The sequence below is a fragment of the Sorangium sp. So ce834 genome (assembly GCF_051521425.1).
Taxonomy (GTDB): domain Bacteria; phylum Myxococcota_A; class Polyangia; order Polyangiales; family Polyangiaceae; genus Sorangium; species Sorangium cellulosum_D.
In genome coordinates, this window is record NZ_CP150351.1 from 2,028,983 (window position 1) to 2,045,770 (window position 16,788).

13 protein-coding genes are annotated in these 16,788 nt (G+C 74.2%); 5 read left to right on the plus strand and 8 right to left on the minus strand.

Features of this window, described 5'->3' with window-relative positions:
- Positions 1 to 28: 28 nt before the first annotated feature.
- Positions 29 to 1,705: a glycogen synthase gene (locus WMF20_RS07280; protein WP_437611831.1), complete on the plus strand. Its 1,677-nt coding sequence runs from the start codon at positions 29 to 31 to the stop codon at positions 1,703 to 1,705.
- An 84-nt stretch (positions 1,706 to 1,789) separates the two neighbouring features.
- Here the strand turns inward: WMF20_RS07280 and WMF20_RS07285 are convergent, their stop codons facing one another.
- Positions 1,790 to 2,998 carry a DUF3829 domain-containing protein gene (locus tag WMF20_RS07285; protein ID WP_437611833.1) on the minus strand — a complete coding sequence of 403 codons (1,209 nt, stop codon included), beginning with the start codon at positions 2,996 to 2,998 and terminating at the stop codon, positions 1,790 to 1,792.
- Between the two features lie 195 nt (positions 2,999 to 3,193).
- On the opposite strand from WMF20_RS07285, the gene WMF20_RS07290 reads away from it, so the two are divergent.
- From WMF20_RS07290 to recN, 3 genes are all read left to right on the plus strand, one after another.
- A complete protein-coding gene (locus WMF20_RS07290) occupies positions 3,194 to 4,006 on the plus strand; it encodes a hypothetical protein (protein ID WP_437611835.1) in 813 nt (270 codons plus the stop codon).
- A 191-nt stretch (positions 4,007 to 4,197) separates the two neighbouring features.
- Positions 4,198 to 6,795, plus strand: coding sequence for a hypothetical protein (locus WMF20_RS07295; protein ID WP_437611837.1), 2,598 nt, complete (start codon positions 4,198 to 4,200; stop codon positions 6,793 to 6,795).
- A 34-nt stretch (positions 6,796 to 6,829) separates the two neighbouring features.
- Entirely contained in the window at positions 6,830 to 8,527 is a 1,698-nt protein-coding gene (gene recN / locus WMF20_RS07300; RefSeq protein ID WP_129573655.1) for a DNA repair protein RecN, read from the plus strand.
- Between the two features lie 168 nt (positions 8,528 to 8,695).
- On the opposite strand, the gene WMF20_RS07305 is transcribed toward recN, so the two are convergent.
- The 3 genes from WMF20_RS07305 to WMF20_RS07315 form a co-directional block, all read right to left on the minus strand.
- Positions 8,696 to 10,186 (minus strand): FAD-dependent thymidylate synthase, encoded by a 1,491-nt coding sequence (locus tag WMF20_RS07305; protein ID WP_437611839.1) that lies wholly within the window; start codon positions 10,184 to 10,186, stop codon positions 8,696 to 8,698.
- A 195-nt stretch (positions 10,187 to 10,381) separates the two neighbouring features.
- On the minus strand, positions 10,382 to 11,200 hold the full coding sequence (gene map, locus WMF20_RS07310) for a type I methionyl aminopeptidase (RefSeq protein WP_437611841.1): 819 nt from the start codon (positions 11,198 to 11,200) through the stop codon (positions 10,382 to 10,384).
- Positions 11,197 to 11,691, minus strand: coding sequence for a cobalamin ABC transporter substrate-binding protein (locus tag WMF20_RS07315; protein WP_437611843.1), 495 nt, complete (start codon positions 11,689 to 11,691; stop codon positions 11,197 to 11,199). Before WMF20_RS07315 ends, map begins: the two co-directional genes overlap by 4 nt.
- A 460-nt stretch (positions 11,692 to 12,151) precedes the next feature.
- On the opposite strand from WMF20_RS07315, the gene WMF20_RS07320 reads away from it, so the two are divergent.
- Positions 12,152 to 13,003, plus strand: coding sequence for a hypothetical protein (locus WMF20_RS07320; RefSeq protein WP_437611845.1), 852 nt, complete (start codon positions 12,152 to 12,154; stop codon positions 13,001 to 13,003).
- A 251-nt stretch (positions 13,004 to 13,254) separates the two neighbouring features.
- Here WMF20_RS07320 and WMF20_RS07325 read toward each other — a convergent pair whose 3' ends face one another.
- From WMF20_RS07325 to WMF20_RS07340, 4 genes are all read right to left on the minus strand, one after another.
- The gene (locus tag WMF20_RS07325) at positions 13,255 to 13,521 is read right to left on the minus strand and encodes a NifU family protein (RefSeq protein ID WP_129573660.1); all 267 of its coding nucleotides are present in this window, start codon (positions 13,519 to 13,521) and stop codon (positions 13,255 to 13,257) included.
- Between the two features lie 150 nt (positions 13,522 to 13,671).
- The gene (locus tag WMF20_RS07330; protein ID WP_437611847.1) at positions 13,672 to 14,508 is read right to left on the minus strand and encodes a hypothetical protein; all 837 of its coding nucleotides are present in this window, start codon (positions 14,506 to 14,508) and stop codon (positions 13,672 to 13,674) included.
- A gap of 98 nt (positions 14,509 to 14,606) precedes the next feature.
- Positions 14,607 to 15,935, minus strand: a complete 1,329-nt coding sequence (locus tag WMF20_RS07335; RefSeq protein ID WP_437611849.1) for a hypothetical protein — start codon at positions 15,933 to 15,935, stop codon at positions 14,607 to 14,609.
- Positions 15,932 to 16,729: a hypothetical protein gene (locus WMF20_RS07340; RefSeq protein ID WP_437611851.1), complete on the minus strand. Its 798-nt coding sequence runs from the start codon at positions 16,727 to 16,729 to the stop codon at positions 15,932 to 15,934. The genes WMF20_RS07335 and WMF20_RS07340 overlap by 4 nt, the downstream gene beginning before the upstream one ends.
- Between the last annotated feature and the right edge of the window lie 59 nt (positions 16,730 to 16,788).

Consider the following 16,788-nt stretch of genomic DNA (forward strand, 5'->3'; position numbering starts at 1 on the left):
CAGGGGCGCGTTCCCCCCTCCCATGTCCATGCCGCGCATGAAAATTCTCTTCGTGGTGTCCGAATGCGTCCCCTTCAGCAAGACCGGCGGCCTCGCCGACGTGGCGGGCGCACTGCCGATCGCGCTCGCCGCAGCGGGCCACGACGTGCGCGTCGTGATGCCGGCCTACCGGGTCGCCAAGCGCTACCTCGCCCGCCAGATCGAGCGCGCCGAGCAGCAGGCTCGCGGCAGCGCGGCGGTCGCGGCGCCGGCGGTGGCCGCGGCGGCCGCCGGCGCGTCGGCCGACGTTGCCGACGCCGCTCCCCTGGCGGACGCCGCGCCGGCCGAGGCGCCGGCCGACGCGGCGGCGATCGCCGCTCCGCAGGGTGGGGACGCGCCGGCGCCGGCGGAGCGCTTCATGCCGCGCCGGCTACCGGAGCCGCTCGGCATCCCGCTCGGCACGGGCGAGGTGTGGACCGCCGTCTGGGAGACGCGCCTCGATCCCGAGACCCCCGGCGCGCCCGCGCCCCGCGCGTACCTGCTCGAGCACGACGTGCTCTACGACCGCGACGGCATCTACGGGGACGCGCACGGCGAGTTCGGCGACAACCTCGCCCGCTACGCGCTCCTGTCGCGCGGCGCGATGCAGCTGTGCCACGCGCTCGGCTTCTGGCCGGACGTCGTCCACGTCCACGACTGGCAGACGGCCCTGGTCCCGCTCTACCTCAACGTCCTCGAGCACCGGTCGCCGCTCGCGCGCGCCGCGTCGGTCCTGACCATCCACAACCTCGGGTACCAGGGCTGGTTCAACAAGCATCAGCTCCCCACGACGGGGCTCGGCTGGGATCAGTTCCACAGGTTCTGCCTGGAGGCGTACGACAGCATCAACCTGCTCAAGGCCGGCATCTACAACGCCACGCTCGTCTCCACGGTCTCGCCCAGGTACGCGCAGGAGATCCAGACGTGGGAGGGCGGCGAGGGGCTCGACGGCGTGCTCCGGGATCGCGGCACCGACGTGATCGGCATCCTCAACGGCATCGACGACTCCATCTGGAACCCCGCGACCGACCCCCACATCGCGGCGACGTACTCGGCCGAGGACCTGAGCGGCAAGCGCCTCTGCAAGGCGGCGCTCCAGCGCGAGATGGGCCTCGAGGAGCGCCCCGACGTCCCGCTCCTCGGGCTCATCAGCCGCCTGGCGACCCAGAAGGGGATCGACATCCTCGCGGGCGCGCTCGACCACATCCTCTCGCTCGACGTCCAGCTCGTGGTCCTCGGCTCTGGCGAGCGCTGGGCCGAGGACCTCTTCTCGCGGATCGCCGGATCGAGCGACCGCTTCCGTGTCTACGTGGGCATGAACGAGGGGCTCGCCCACCGCATCGAGGCGGGCGCCGACCTCTTCCTCATGCCGTCGCGCTACGAGCCCTGCGGCCTGAACCAGCTCTATAGCCAGCGCTACGGGACGCTGCCGGTCGTGCGCGCCGTCGGCGGCCTCGACGACACGGTCGAGAACAACGTCACGGGCTTCAAGTTCGAGGAGATGTCGTCGATGGCGCTCGGGAACACCGTCGCGTGGGCGGTGCACCTCTACCGCGCCGACCCGGCGTATTTCCGGACGATGCAGCTGCGGGCGATGAAGAAGAACTCCGGCTGGGCGCAGGCGGCGCGGCAGTACGAGGCCCTCTATCGCCTCGCCATCTCCCGCCGCACCGGTCGCCCGTTCTGATCGCGCCCGCGCCCCCGGAGGGAGGCGCGGCGCGATCGGCGGCCGCGGGCGCGCCTCCCTTGCGGGAGCGCCGCCCGGGGCGCGCTACTCCTTCTGCGGCTCGGCGGCGGGCGCGGCGGGCGCAGCCGGCTGCGCGGCCCCGGCGGCCTCGCGCGTCGCCGCCTGGCCCTTCGCCATGAGCGAGCGCGAGAGCGCCCGGTGCTTGCCCTCGACCACCGACACGAAGCTCGTGACGACCGGCAGGAACAGGGCGGGGGAGGAGATCCCCTGGTCGGTCAGCTTCGGCTCCGCCGCCTTCACGTCGCGGATGAAGCCCTCGAGCGCGGGGGCCATGATCTTGGCCCACGGATCGGTCTGATGGCTCGTGCCGTGGGCCTTGAGCGCCGCCGTCGACGTCTCCACCTTCTGGAGCGAGGTCTTCGCCGCCGCGGGATCGACGTTCTTGCTGGCGAGGATCACCATGAGCGCGCGCGCGTCCTCGAGGGCCGTGATCGCCGCCTTCTGGCCCTCCTCCGCCTTCGAGAGGTCGGGCAGGTGCGACGCGTGCCACGCCGACACCGCGAGGCCGAGCTTGTCGGAGTGCGCGTCGAGCTTCTGGAAGTCGGCGATGAGCTTCGCGTGGAGCTCCTTGCCCTTCGCGAAGCTGTCCTTCTTGTACTCCTCGCGCTGGTAGTAGTTGGCCGCCGTGGCGATGTTCTTCGCGAGCTCCGTCGCGAACGGCGCGTACTCGGCGAGCGCCGCGTCGACGTCCGGCATGGCCGGCTCCTTGAGACTGAGCGCGACGGTGCAGGCCCGCGCGTTGCGCTCGTGCGGGGCGCGCGCGCTGAAGTTGAACGGCCGGCGGTCGTCCTTGCCGGGCGGCGTCGGCCCGGCCTTGGCGGCGCCGGCGGCTGCGCTGCCGGACGCCGCGGCCGCGGCCGCGCCGGGCACGGGCGGCTTGGCAGGGAGCAAGCCCTTCGGGGCGTCGCCGGCCTTCGCCTGGTCCTCGGTGCCGAACTTCGGGATCTTCTTCTCGCTGGGCTCGTCCTTGCCGAGGCTCGCGAGGTACGCGTCGCGGGCCTGTTTCAGCGAGAGCGTCCCGAAGTAGCAGACGTCGACGCGGTACTCCTTCATCGACTGCGGGTCGACCTTCGCGATCGGCGACACGGGCGTCCGCAGGTTCTTACCCTTGTTCGCCGCCGCGGAGCTTGCCGGCTGCTCCGGCTGGGGGGGAGGCGGGTCCTCCTTGCAGCCGGCGACACCGCTGGCGACGAGCACGAGCGCGATGGAACAGAGAGACCTGACGGAAATCATTCGGTGTGCCTCCTCGGCTGGCGCAGGAACGGGCGCATCATGCCTAAGCCGGCGGCGCTTGCAACACCGGCCATGGGCGGGAACGTGCGGCGCTGGTCGGGAAAAACCCGGCTCCAGCCCCAAACACGCGAGCTCTCCGGGTTCTTCCTGGCCTCCGCTGTGGCTGATGGAACGATCCGGGTCTAAGGTCGCCACGTGAAGCTGCGAAGCCTGACCCTGGACGAGCTGACCATCGACGACGAGCGCTCTTTCCGGCACGTCGTGCTCTACGACGATCTGAAGCAGGTGCTCCGGCGCGATGGGTACCGCTTCCGGGTGCCCGAGGGCGAGGCGAGCTGGGATCGGGTCGTCTTCCTGAACCTGACGTTCTGGAGCCAGAGCGAGCAGGGCGACCTGATCGCCAGCGATCACCTCGCCGCGGACGTGGTCGCGCACGTCGCGTGGCACCACCTCGCCCACCGCGCCCTCACGGCCGCGAGCGCCGGCGCTCCGCCCAGCGCGGAAGCGCTCCTGCTCGCCGAGGCCATCGCGAGCGCCTTCGATCTGTACCTCGTCGGGCGCCTCCTCGGGCACGCGCCGAACGCCGAGTTCCTGGCCACGCAGGTGCCGGCGATGGCCGAGGCGGCCGAGGCGGCCGGGCTCTCCGACGACGGCTTCGAGGCGCTCCTGGAGAGCGTGTCCGCGGATCCGGAGCGCGCCTTCGAGGACCTCCGCGCGCTGCTCTTCGACGTGACCACCGCGCTCCTGCCCTGCGACCGTCTGAGCCGCGCGGCCGAGATCCTCTCCGGCTTCGACGCGCACCGCTTCGCCCCGCTCCTCCATCACTACGAGCTGTCGAACTGGATCCTGTCGACGCGCGCTCCCGGGTCGCCGCTCGCCCCCGATCCGGTCGCCCGCGCCGTCGACGCGGCGCTGCGGAGCGCGCCGGTCTCGCTGGCGTGGCTGGAGCAGCGCTGGGTGCGCCCCCCCGCGCCGCTCCCCGTGCGCGCCGGAACACCCTCCGGCTGAGGGCCGAGCCCCGCGAAGGCCCGGGGGGAGGGGGACTCCCGCGGCGCGGAGCGGGCGAGCCCGAGGGCGGCCGCCCCGGTCAATTGCCAAGAAGATTGCGCGCCCAGACGAGCTGCGCGATTCTCTTCGCCAAGGTGCAACTCGCCTGCTCTGTCTGCAGGGCCTACGTGGAGATCGGGGTAGGACGCGAGATGCGTCCGTCGCTGCCGTTTGTCTGCAAATCCTGCCGGACGAAGAGCAAGCAGTCGGCGTCCGACCGGGGCGAGCCGCGATCGTCCCCCTCGGTCGTTCCGAGCTCTGCGAGCGGGCGCGACCGACGCGAGCCGCCGAGCGATCCGGAGCGGGCGAAGCCGTCCTCCGGGCGCGCGCTCGAGCGGGAGCCTGCGCTGTCCAGCGACCTGCTGGACGCCGAGACGACGCTCCCGGGCGCGGGCATCCAGCGCAGGGCGGCGCCTGCGCGCGACCCGGAGCGGCGCGCGGCGTCGGCGTCGGCGCCCTCCGCCCGGCGGCGAGGGCTCACGCTCGCGGAGCGGATCGCGCAGCAGGAGCTGGAGGACGCGCCGGCGTCCAGCCCGAGGCCGCACGCGCTGGACGCGCTCGACGCGGCGGCGGAGGCCTCGCTCGAGCACGCGGTGGTGACGCCGGACGGCGGGCTGGGGCGGCGCGACGTCCAGATGCGGCCTCGCACGTTCGCCGGCGTCTCCTGGGACGACGCGCGCCGCAGCGTCGCGGCGCCGCCAGCGGCCAGCCGGAGCCCGTCCGCGCTCCCCCCTGCCGACTCCGATCCCGTCTCGATCCACGACCTCGCGCAGATGCTCTCTCCCGGGGTCGAGCCGCCCTCGCTCTCCTTCGGGGCGGACACCGCCGAGGACGAGCGCGCGAGCCAGCCCGCGCCAGCGCCCGAGGCGCCGCCGAGGCCGCGCACCGTCGCGCGGACGCCGGTCCCGGTCCGCCCGCCGGCGCGGCGCGAGCACCGCATCACGGCGGCGCCGGCGGCGACGCGACCGCGGTCCGCCGCGGTCCCGCGCGCGGGCGCCTCCCCACGGCCCGTGGCGCCGCCGTCCGAGATGCCGCCGGCGCCGCTGTCCGAGCTGCCCCCGGCGCCGCTGTCGATCGACGAGGGCCGGCCCTCGTCGCACCGCTCGTCGCCCGAGCTCCGCCTCCAGGACGTGCAGGCCATGGCGGCGCTCGCCCCGCAGCCCCTGCCGTCCGCGCGCCGCGCCCGGTCGGGCCCCGGCCCCGCGGCGCCCGCCGACGACTCTCCGGCGGATCTGGCCCTGCTGGGGTCGCTGGCCCCATCGCCGACCGCGGGCCCGCCGCCGCTTCCGAGCGCGACGCCGACCGGGGGCCCGCCGCCGTTCCCGAGCCAACGTCCGACCGGGGGGCCGCCGCCGTTCCCGAGCCCGCCGCCGGCCGCCGGCCCGGCGTATGCCGCCGAGACGTCGCGGCGGGAGCGCGGTAGGCCGAAGGCGGCCGGAGCCCAGGGCGCCGCGGAGGGGCTGCGCGAGCAGGAGGGCGACGAGCATCCCTCGCGCGAGCCGCCGGCGCGCGCGAGCAGCGCCCCCAGGGCGACCGCCCGCTCGGCGGGCGACCGGATCAGCCAGACCGACCTTCGCGGGCGCGCCGGTCGCAAGGAGGACTCGGGCCTGATCGACCTCCGCAGCATGGCGCCGCCGTCCGGCGCCGAGGACGAGGCGCGCCGCAACGAGGACCGGGCCGACGAGGAGATCCTGAGCATCAGCGGCGGGCTGTTCGAGGGAGCCACCGCTGCGCGCAGCTCGTCCCCGCCGTTCTCGGCGCAGCCCGTCGAGCCCGACCTCGTCGCCGTCGGTGGGCACACGTCCGCCGAGGACTCCGGGGAGGGGGCGCCGCCGCGCACCTCGAGCACCGCCGGTCCTCTCCTGCGCGCCCTCTCGACGCCGGCGTCGCGCCAGTACATGGCGATCGCCGGCTGGGTGACCGTGGTCTTCGTCGTGTTCGGCGCGGCGCTGTACCTGGCGCAGGCCCGCGGCCGCTCGTCCAGCGCCGCGGCGGATCACGCCGCGCCTGCGAGCAGCAGCGGCGCGCTCGCCGCGGCTCCGCCCGAGGTGGCGCCGCCGCCCGCCGCGCCTGCCTCCGCCGACCAGGCCACCGACCGGGAGCCGTCCCTCGATGACGAGCCGGTCGCGGATTCGCCGTCCGCCGCCCGCGGCGTCGCCGCCGAGGCGCCGGTCGCATCCGCCGCGCCCGGCCCGACGGGCGAGCCGGCCGCGCCACCGCTCGAGCCGGCGCAGGCGGGCATTGCGCCCGGGCCGGTGCCTTTGCCGAGCGCCGCGCCCGCGGTGAGCGCCGCGTCGGCGGCGGCCGCGGCTCCGGCGACGGCCGCTGCTCCGGCGGCGGGCGCCGGCCCGCAGTCCGGCGAGGGGGCCCAGGCCGCCGAGAGGCCGGCCCGGGCCGCGGCGCCGAGCGCGCCCGAGCGCGCGAAGCCGGCGGCCAAGCAGCCGCCGGCGACCTCGTCGCTCCTGCCGGCGAGCGACGAGCCGGCCCGCTTCGATCAGAGCGCGGCGACGAGCGCGCTCGCGTCCGCGGCCGCCGCCGCCGCCGGGTGCACCGGCGAGGGGCTCACGGGCACGGCCCGCGTGGCCGTCACCTTCGCGCCCTCGGGCAAGACCATGTCGGCCCGCGTGGAAGGGGGCGACCTCGTCGGGACCGCCACCGCCGCGTGCATCGCCGCCGCGTTCCGCAGCGCCACGGTGCCGCCCTTCGAGGGCATCCCGGTCACCGTCATGAAGCAGGTGAAGATCCGCTGACGACGGGCCGAAAGCTTCCTATCCTCCCGCCGCTGTGCTGGTCGCCCTTCGGGTCAAGAACTTCATTCTGATGGATGCCCTCGAGCTCCGGCTCGAGCCTGGGTTCAACGTGCTCACCGGCGAGACGGGCGCGGGCAAGTCCATCGTCGTGGGCGCGCTCTCGCTGGTCCTCGGCGGCCGCGCGAGCGCGGAGCAGGTCCGCCCCGGCGCCGACGAGGCCGAGATCGAGGCGCTCTTCGACGTGCGCAGCTCGGATCGCGCGATGGCGATGCTCGACGCCGCCGGCATCGCGAGCGACGGCGAGCTCGTGATCCGCCGCGTCGTCCAGGCGACCGGCCGCTCGCGCGCCTACCTGAACGGCCGCCTCTGCACCGCGGGCGAGCTCCAGGCGTTCGCCCCGGAGCTCGCCGACGTCGCCTCGCAGCACGAGAGCGTCGCGCTCACCGATCCGTCGACGCACCTCGGCTACCTCGATCGCTTCGGCCGCCTCGTCCCGGCGCGCAGCGAGCTCGCGGCGGACGTCGGCGAGCTCGAGGCGCTCACCGCCCAGCTCAGGGCCGCCCGCGAGCTGGAGCGCGGCCGCGGCGAGCGCGAGGCGTTCCTCTCCTTCCAGCTCCAGGCCATCGACGCGCTCTCGCCGCGCCCCGGCGAGCTCGCCGATCTCGCGGCCGAGCGCAACCGGCTCCGCCACGCGGGCCGCCTGCACGACATCACGCGGCGCGCGGCGTCCCGCCTCGATCAAGGGGACGACGCCATGTGCGACGAGCTCGCGCGCCTCGCCTCGGAGCTCCGGGCCGCCGCGGAGATCGATCCCGCGCTCGACGACGTCGCCCGCGCCGTCGACGGCTGCTGGACGGAGCTCAGCGAGGCGGCCCGCCAGATCGCCCGCTACGCCGAGCGCGCGGAGGCCGATCCGGATCGCCTCTCGGAGATCGAGGACCGCATGTACCGCCTCGAGGGCCTGCTCCGGCAGCACGGCCCCACGCTCGACGACGTGCTCGCCGCGCGGGCGCGCCTCGCGGCGGAGCTGGAGCACCTCTCGGGGGTCGAGAGCCACGTCGCGGAGCTCGAGCGGCGGCGCGACGCGCTGCTCGCCGTCGCCGCCGAGCGCGCCCGCAAGCTCTCGGCGAAGCGGCGGAAGGCCGGCGAGAAGCTCGGCGCCGCGATCTCGGCGGAGCTCGCCGAGCTCGGCATGGGCGGCGCGCGGGTGGTCGTCGACATCGAGCCGCACGGCGGCGACCGCGCCGAGCTCGTGGTCGACGGCGCCCGCCTCGGTCAGGACGGCATCGACCGCGTCGAGTTCCTCATCTCGCCCAACAAGGGCATCGAGCCTCGCCCGCTGCGCCGCATCGCCTCGGGCGGCGAGCTGTCGCGCGCGCTGCTCGCGCTCAAGCGCGTGCTCGCGGAGTGCGGGCCGGCGGGGCTCTACGTCTTCGACGAGGTCGACAGCGGCGTCGGCGGCGCCGTCGCCGACAAGATCGGGCGCGCGATCGGCGACGTGGCGCGCCACCACCAGGTGCTCTGCATCACGCACCTCGCGCCCATCGCGGCGTTCGCCGGCGCGCACTTCGTGGTCGCCAAGGAGAACGCGGGCGGCATCGCGAAGAGCTCGGTGACGCGCGTCGACAAGAAGGATCGGATCGCCGAGGTGGCGCGGATGCTGTCGGGCGCGAAGGTCACCGGCGCGTCGCTCAGGGCCGCGACGGAGCTCATCGAGGCGGCGCGCCTCTGAGCGGCGGTCACCCGCTTAGAGCGGCGGTCACCCGCTTCGGATACGGGCCCATCTCGACGTTTTCGGTGCTCAGCGCACCGGAGTGCGCTTGCGCGCCGAAAACGCCGATCTGGGCCCGTCTCCTGTGCGGGTGACCGCCGCTCTGCGACGGCGTACCCAGGGCGCGGATCAGCTCCGCGCGAGCGCGTAGTCGTTCAGATCGACGCGGATCATGTCCTTGAGCCACGGGTGCACCGTGATCGCGGTGCGGTACAGCCCCTGGGCGATGCGCCGGTAGCTCGTGTGCCCCTGCTTCGCCGAGCGGAGCTCGATCACGTGGAAGAGCTCGCGCAGGTTCAGCGTCCACAGGGTCCGCACGCGGAAGCCGAGCGGCACCGCGTACTGCGCCTCCAGGGGATAGCGCTCCTCCATCGCGTGCCAGGCGTCGCGCGCGGCGAGCATCGCGTCCTGGTAGGCCTCGGCGTGGCCGAGGTCCGACAGGGCCTGCGGCGTCTCGAAGCCGAGCCGGCAGGTGAGCCGCTGCGTCGCGGGCGTCAGCATCCGGTGGCGCTGCAGGTCGCGGTACGCGCCGTAGTCGAGCATCAGCTCGAAGGTCATCGTCGACGCCTCGAACGCGCGCGGCGGCGCGTCGTACGGGCCGCGCTTCGCGCACGCCGCCTGCGCGATGGCGATGAGCTCCGGCAGCGTCGCCCGGCGGAGCGCGTCGCCGAGGTTGTAGGCGTGCACGCCCGGGTCGCTGCCCTCGTACGCGAGCGCCAGCGCGATGCGCTCCAGCGCGTCCTTGTCGTAGCGCACGAGCCGGACGGGCTGGTTGATCACCATCGTCGCGCTCACGCCCTCCTCCGGCGGCGTGTAGACGCGCTTCATCGCCTCGGCGACGGTGGCTTGCAGCCCCTTCCGGAGCTCGTTCGGCGCGGCGTACTTCACCAGCGTCGGGGTCACGGCGAGCGCCGCCGCGTGCATGTCGCGGGCGACCCTGCGCACCTCCTCGAGCGGGTGCGACAGCATCTTCGTGAGCAGGATCTCGAGCGCCCGCGCGTTCGCGGTGAGGCCGATGTTCGTCCGCGTCCCCGCCGGCAGGAGCCCGCGCAAGACATCGCACGCCTGCGCGCGCAGCGCGCCCCGGTAGGCCGCGTCCGACATCTTCTCGGGCTTCGGCTCGCGCGCGCTCAGCCGCTCGGTCACCTTCGGCACCAGGTCGAGGTAGGTCGCGAAGAGCCGCTCGCTCGCGGCCCGGTACCTCGCGCTGTGCTCCGGGTCGAGCTCCGGCAGGTCGACGAACGAGTGCTGATCGAAGACGACGTAGCGCGTGCTCTTCTCCGTGTAGGAGCCGAGCCGCAGGTCCTCGATCACCTTGGAGGCGACGATGCTCACGTTCTCGATCGCGAGGTGCACCACGGCGTGCTCTGCGACCGACGCGTGGCCGTAGCCGACGACCCACTTCTCGTGGAAGCTCCGCGCCTTGTCCGACGCGAACGCGAGCCCCCGGTGCGGCCGGTCGTCGGCGCCGGGGGCCACGTCGAGCTCCTCGTCGCCGAGCAGGCGCGCCAGGTTGGTGCGCAGATCGTCGCGGCTGCGCGAGTAGTACGCGAACAGGACGGCGATGACTTCTTCCGGCAGACCCGACAGCGAGAAGACGTCAGCCGTCAGGCTCGACACATACGGCGCGATTCTGGCACGCGACGCTTCGTCCAAGGCCATGCCCTGCTTCTACCCTTAATCCTCGGCCGATCGGTCGAGAAAACTCGGTTTCCAGTCGTCGGCGCCGGTCCACCTCGGCCCTCTGGCCGGGGCCGGCCGGCCCGCGGCGCGCGATGCGGCGCGCCGTACCTTCGCGCGGCGCCGGCGCGCGCCTCAGAGCGCCCGCGCCGCGGAGACGGCGAACGGATCCGGGAAGATCTCGCTGTTCGCGAGCGGCTTGCTCCGCCGGGTCAGCACCTCGCAGCCGGTCCTCGTGACCACGATGGTGTGCTCGAACTGCGCCGACAGCGAGCGATCGGCCGTCAGCGCGGTCCACTTGTCCTCCTGGATCTCCACCTCGTACGTCCCGAGGTTGATCATCGGCTCGATCGTGAAGCACATGCCGGCGCGGAGCCGGGGGCCGCTGCCGTACTTGCCCACGTGCGAGACCTGCGGCGCCTCGTGGAAGCGCCGCCCGATGCCGTGGCCGACGAAGGCCCTCACCACCGAGCAGCCCTCGGCCTCGGCGAACTCCTGGATGGCGGCCCCGATGTCGCCGAGGCGCGCCCCGTCCCGGACCTGCGCGATGCCGAGCTGCAGGCAGCGCCGCGACACCTCGGTCACGTGCTTCGCCTCCGGCGACGGCTTGCCGATGTAGAAGGTCGCGGAGGTGTCGCCGTAGAAGCCGTTGTAGATGGTGGTGACGTCCACGTTGATGATGTCGCCCGGCTCGAGGACGCGGTCGCACGGGATGCCGTGGCAGACCACCTCGTTGATCGACGTGCAGACGCTCTTCGGGAACCCGTGGTAGTTGAGCGGCGCGGGGTAGCCGCCGCGGCGGATGGTGTCCTCGTGGACGAAGGTGTTGATGTCCTCGGTGGTGATGCCGGCGCGGATCATCTCGCCCACTCCGAGGAGCGTCTCGGCCGCCATCTGGCAGGCCACCCGCAGGGCGTCGACTTCCTTGACCGTCTTGATGCTCACGTTGCTCACGGCGCAGACAGCTCCCCGAGGACGACGGCCTCCTTGACGGCCGCGGCGACCTCCGCTGTATCAGGTGAAAGGTGCCAGTGGATCTCCGGCTCGCCGTCCACGCCGGCGAAGCGCCGGATGAAGGCGATGAAGATGAGCCCTCGGAGCCGCGCGTCGATCGCCTTGGCGATGCCGAACGCGCGGCTCTGCGGGCGGATGTGGAGCTCGAACGTCCGATCCGGCACCCGGGGTGTAGCCAGGGGAGGGTAGCCGACCTGGATCCCGAGGTGATAGGTGCTCTGTTCTCCGATCGAGTCGACGGTCACCGTGCTCACGCGGACCCGCGCGACCACGTCGGCCGTCTGCGCCCTCTCGCGGAGGAACGGGTCGGACCTGGGCGAGGGGCCGTCCAGGGAGAAGCCCACGGCGGCGGGCTCGATGTTGTCGTCGAAGACCTCGCGCGCGTGCCCCTCCCACGCGGGCGCCCCGCCCAGCGTGTCGGCGGACGTCACGGGGCGCTCCTGGTCGGCGACGCAGCCGCCGGCGGGGCCAACGGTCGCCAGCGCGGCGAGCGCGAGGCGAAGCGGAGCAGCACCGGTGGCGGAAATCATCCTTGGGACCGGAGCTCGTAGCACGTCGGCTCGCCCCTGTCAGGACCCCGCACACATCGGCCACAAGCGCTGTTGAGGCCGTTTTTCCCTCGTCGTTTTCCCCGCGCCGCGCGCCGCGCTGTGCTTCGTGCGCCCAGCGTTGAATCGTCTCGTCATCCTGTGTTCGTCCTTCACCGGTTTCACGGCTTCCATCGACGGGGCCGAGCCGCCGTCCAACGTCAGCGGGCGGCCCCGGTCGGCGGGGATCCTATTCTCCTGTCCTACCGCTGGTGCTAGCGTTCCCGGGCTTGCCGGGCTGGTTCCTAACTTTTGCGATTGCAGAGCGCGCAGGGACAGGGCCTGCGCCGGCTGGAGGAAGAACATGAAAGCGAAGAGGCTCTTGGGAGCAGCGTTGGCCGTTGGGCTGGGCCTTGCGGCGATCACGAGCACGACCGTGGTGGCTGCCCAGCCGAAGGGGAAGAGCGGGGCGCCGGCCGCGGCCCCTGCCCGGCCTGCCGAGCCGCCGGCGACGAAGAAGACGATCGCGCTGACCCCTGCTGGCATCTCGTGGGGGATGAGCACCAAGCAGGTCGCGGCGGTGATCGACAAGATGCTCGATGAGGCGTACGTGCCGCGGTACAAGGCGACGTCGCCCGGCGTGAAGATGAGGGCGCTCGACGCCGAGCTCGCCGAGGAGAAGAGCGCGTTCCGCCGCAGCCGCATCGATTTCGGCAAGCTGCCGACGGGCATCGACGCGACGCCGCTCAAGGGCGAGTACACCTACCTCAACAAGGAATCGATGATGACGCTGTCCCGCGCTGACGGCGGGAAGCGTTACTTCTTCTTCATCCAGGACAAGCTCTGGAAGATCATCGATGAGCACGCGCTGGGCGAGGGCAACGCGCGCGGCAAGGACTACCAGTCGGCGGTCATCAAGCTCGCGACGACGTTCGGGGTGCCTGGCCGCGTGACGCCGCCCGAGCCGGAGAAGGGCCGCTACGTCACCGAGGTCGACTGGAAGGACGCGGCCACGCATTTCCGCGCGATCGAGCGCAGCGACAGCGAGATCGCCTTCGCCTACGAGGACCTGGTGACGCTGAGCAGCCTCGATTCGCTCCGTCCCAACAAGCCGGTCGACGCGAACGCCATCGACCCTGCCGTCGCCTCCGCCGTCCGCAAGGACGAGCCCCCCCCGGCCCCCCCTCCCACCGACAAGTCCGGCAAGAAGAAGTAGCCCCCGCCTTCCTCCCCCCGGAGCCCCTCCCGCGGGCTCCGCCTTCCGCCCCCAACACCCGGAGCCCCGCCCGCGGGCTCCTCCTCCGCCCCCTCTCATCTCCAGAGCCACGCTTGCGGCGGTCGCCCGCACAGGAGACGGGCCCAGATCGGCGTTTTCGGCGCGCAGGCGTACTCTTGTACGCCGAGCACCGAAAACGTCGAGATGGGCCCGTATCCGACGCGGGCGCCCGCCTCAAGCGAGCGCCCGCCTCAGCCGATGAGGGAGGCGCCGTCGGGGACGCGCATGCCGTTGGTCACGACGACCCGCGCGGACGGCGCGACCGCGAGCACCGCCGGCTCGATCACCGCGCGCGCGGTGAGCATGGCCCCGGGGCAGCCCGAGCATGCGCCGGCCAGGTGGAGCGTCAGGTGGTCGGGCTCGACCGCCACGATGTAGAGCTCACCGCCGTCGGCTTGGACGAGCGGCGCGATGACCTCGCGGCAGACCTTGAGAAGCTGATCGATGGAAGCCGGCATGGGGGTGAGCTCGCAGCGCGAGCCAGCTGCGAGCCTAGCACGGCAGCGCTCGATCGGGAGAACGCCCCGGCCCCGCAATCCCGGAGCCGCGGCCCGAGGGCCCGCGCCCGGCCTCCCCGCGCCCGCGCCCGGCGCTCCCCGCGCTCGCCCTCACAGCGTCGAGACGAGGGCGGCGACGCCCGCGTCGGCGGCGAGCTCCGGCGTACGCTGCGCTGCGGCGCCGAAGGTGCGCCCGGCGATCTCGACCGTCCCGCTCCACGGGCCCGAGGCGGTCTTCGCCGGCAGGTCGAGCTTCTCGAGCGCGTCGGTGTTGACATCGGGCGTCACCGGCCCTCCGTAGGCCTTCGCGCCCTTCCACGCGAAGACGTAGAGCAGCGGCGTCGACTTCAGGCCGTCGCGCTTGGCGATCTCGGTGATGTCGCGCTTGGCCGCCTCCTGCAGCCGGTACGCGTAGGCGCGGAACGACCAGCCCGTGACGAAGAGGCCCTTGAGCTCGCCGTCGCTCGCCTTGACCGGATGCACCGCGACCCACTGGAGATCGGGGCCGTTCCGGACGCCGCGCATCTCCTGCATCTCCCCGAACGCCTCGACGAGCCCGCTGCCCGGCGCCAGCACCTTCCGGAGCTCGGGGAACGAGGCCAGGACGGACCGGTTGGCGAGCATGTCCGGATCGGCCTCGCTCCGCAGCACCGTGCCGCTCGGATCGGCGAACGAGAAGAAGGTGCTCTTCGCGAACTCGAGCTCCTTCACCGAGGCGCGCGCGCCCGCGATCGCCCGCTGCAGCCCGAGCAGGTTCGCGCCCGGGTCGGTGTCGATCAGCGCCGCGAGCTTCTGGGAGCCCGCGGGGAGGCCCGCCCGCACCTGGCCGACATCCTCCGCCACGACCGGAGCGAGCTTGGCGCAGAGCTCCGCGGCCTGCTTCTGCGACGTCTTGCCGTCCTCCTGACACGCGCTCGCGAGGGCGGCGACCAGCGCACACGTGAGCACGACGGGCTTGTTTTCGCTTCGGGCGAGGGTTGAAGAGCGCATCATCGAGAACGACTCTCCACGGGGAGCGGAGTTCCGTCGGCCGGGACCATCGCTCCTCAAAGGGTTTCCGGGGTTACAAAGACGATCTCGACCCGGGCGTTGCGGCCGCGCTCGCTGCCGCCCGGGTCGACGACCGGGGCCGCGGAGCCCGCGAGGAACGGCGCGATGCGCGGGGCCTGAGGGGCAGCAGCGGCGCTCGCGCCCTGCGCCGGATCGAGGGCGCGAACGACGGCATCGGCCCGCGCGGCCCAGGCGGGCTCTTCCCTCGCGCTGATCTCCCGGTCCGTGTGCACGACCACGACCACGGGGAACGCGGGGTGCGCGGCGGCGACCCGCGAGAGGTCGCGGAGGCGCGCCTCGCCGGTCTTCGTGAGGGCGTTGCCGGCGAACAGGCCCCGGAGCGTGACAACGATGCCGCGGTCGTCGCGGGCGGGCGACCAGGTGCCTGCGGCCGAGAGCTCTGCGAGCAGCGCGTCGCCGGCGCCGGGCGCGCGGGTCACCGGCGTGGCGGCGCGGCGGGCGGCGGTCAGCGCGGCGAGGCAGCCTGCCCGCGCGCGGGAGGCCTGGTCGATGGGCGCCGGGATGGCGCGGCCGGCGACGCCCGCCTCCGCGAGATCCGCGTCGAGCTTCCTGATCGCGGCGGTCGCCTCGTCGAGCTGCGCCGCAAGGCTGCCGCTTCCGGGCTGCGCGGCGCCGGGTTGCGCGCTGCCGGGCTGCGCGGCGCCGGGTTGCGCGCTGCCGGGCTGCGCGCTGCCGGGCTGCGCGGCGCCGGCCTGCGCGCCATCGGACGGCGCGGCGCTGGGCTGCGCACCGTCGGGCTGCGGATTGTCCGGCGGCGTCGGCGCGGTCAGGAGGCGCGCTGCGCCGCACAGCAGGCGGGCCTGGAGCGCGAGCGAGCGCGCTGCGGCGAGGCGCGCCTTCTCGCGATCCGCGTCGGCCCTGCCCGAGGGGACCACGGGCTGCGCGTCGCGGGCGACCTTGATCCGCATGTCGAGCGCGTCGACCTCGGCCGCGACGCGCGCCTGCTCCGCCTCGAGGCCCGCGAGGGACGCCTCGCCGGCCGAGCGCTGCGCCTTCGCCTCGGCCTCGGCCGCCTCGGCCCGGGCCACCCGCGAGATCGCGTGCGCGTGCGCGTGCGCGGCGACCGCCTGCTCGCCGAGGATCTGCGCCCCGGCGCGATCCTTCTCGGCGAGCGCGGCGAGCGCGTCGCCGCGGAGCTTCTCCGCCCGGGCGAACGCGCCCGGCGCGTACCGCTTCGACTCGGCGGCGGCCGCCCCGGCGCGGACGTGATCGAGCTCGTCGAGCACCGCGGGCCGCGGGATCGGCGCGCACGCGGCGAGGACCACCCCCGCGATGGCGATGGTTGCGAGGCGGCGCGCGCTCACGGCGTGCCCTCCTTGCCGGCCGGCGCCGCCGCCTTGCCGGCGTCCCGGCTGCCCTTGGCCCCGGCGCCCTGCGCGGCGGCCGGCGCCCGTTCCGCCCGCGGCGTCGTCCCCCTGGCGGCCGCCTTTTTGCCGGCCTCGATCCGCTGCGCTTCCACGTTGGTCGCCGCCCTGGTCGCCTCGCGCGCCTCGGCCTCGATCCGCTCGAGCTCCGCCGCGGCGCGGCCCCGGCGCGCCTGCGTCTCTTCGAGCAGCGCGCGCGCCCGCTCGAGCTTCGTCTCGACCTCGCGCGCCTGCTTCGCCGCCTCTGCCGCCGCTGCCTCCACCGCGACGGCGCGCAGCACCGCCCTCGCCGTCTCGGCCCACTCGAGGGCCACCGCGTCGAGCCGCCGCGCGTTCGTCGCGTCGCCCGCCGCGCGCGCGCCGTGCGCGCGCTGGAGCGCCCGCTTCGCCTGCGCCACCGGCTCGGCCACGACCTTCGCGGCGATCCTCGCCGGCCCTCCGGCGGCCTTGCCGCCGCCTTCGGCCTTGCCGCCGCCTTCGGCCTTGCCGCCGCCTTCGGCCTCGTCGCCGGCGGTGGGCGGGGTCGCCGTCGCGGCGCGCCCCTCGATCTCGCGGAGGATCTGCGCCGCCTTGGCGCCGTCGCCGGGCGGCGGCGCGGGCACCGTGGCGAGCGGCCTCTCTCCTTCGCCGTGCGCCAGGGCCTCGACGCTGCCGAGCGAGGCCGCGAGGGCGAGGAGCAGCGCTTGGGTCGACCGGCGCCGCCGCGCGTCGCAGAGCATGGGGCGGGAACGCACGTCCGCCAGGTAGCAAACAGGGCTTCCGCGAGCAAGCGCGGCGGCCGCAGGCCGAGAAC

Excerpts from the sequence above, each read along its gene's own strand:
- WMF20_RS07280 (WP_437611831.1), top strand. The coding sequence starts at position 29 with ATGCCGCGCATGAAAATTCTCTTCGTGGTGTCCGAATGCGTCCCCTTC.
- WMF20_RS07285 (WP_437611833.1), bottom strand. The coding sequence starts at position 2,998 with ATGATTTCCGTCAGGTCTCTCTGTTCCATCGCGCTCGTGCTCGTCGCC.
- WMF20_RS07295 (WP_437611837.1), top strand. The coding sequence starts at position 4,198 with ATGCGTCCGTCGCTGCCGTTTGTCTGCAAATCCTGCCGGACGAAGAGC.
- WMF20_RS07320 (WP_437611845.1), top strand. The coding sequence starts at position 12,152 with ATGAAAGCGAAGAGGCTCTTGGGAGCAGCGTTGGCCGTTGGGCTGGGC.
- WMF20_RS07325 (WP_129573660.1), bottom strand. The coding sequence starts at position 13,521 with ATGCCGGCTTCCATCGATCAGCTTCTCAAGGTCTGCCGCGAGGTCATC.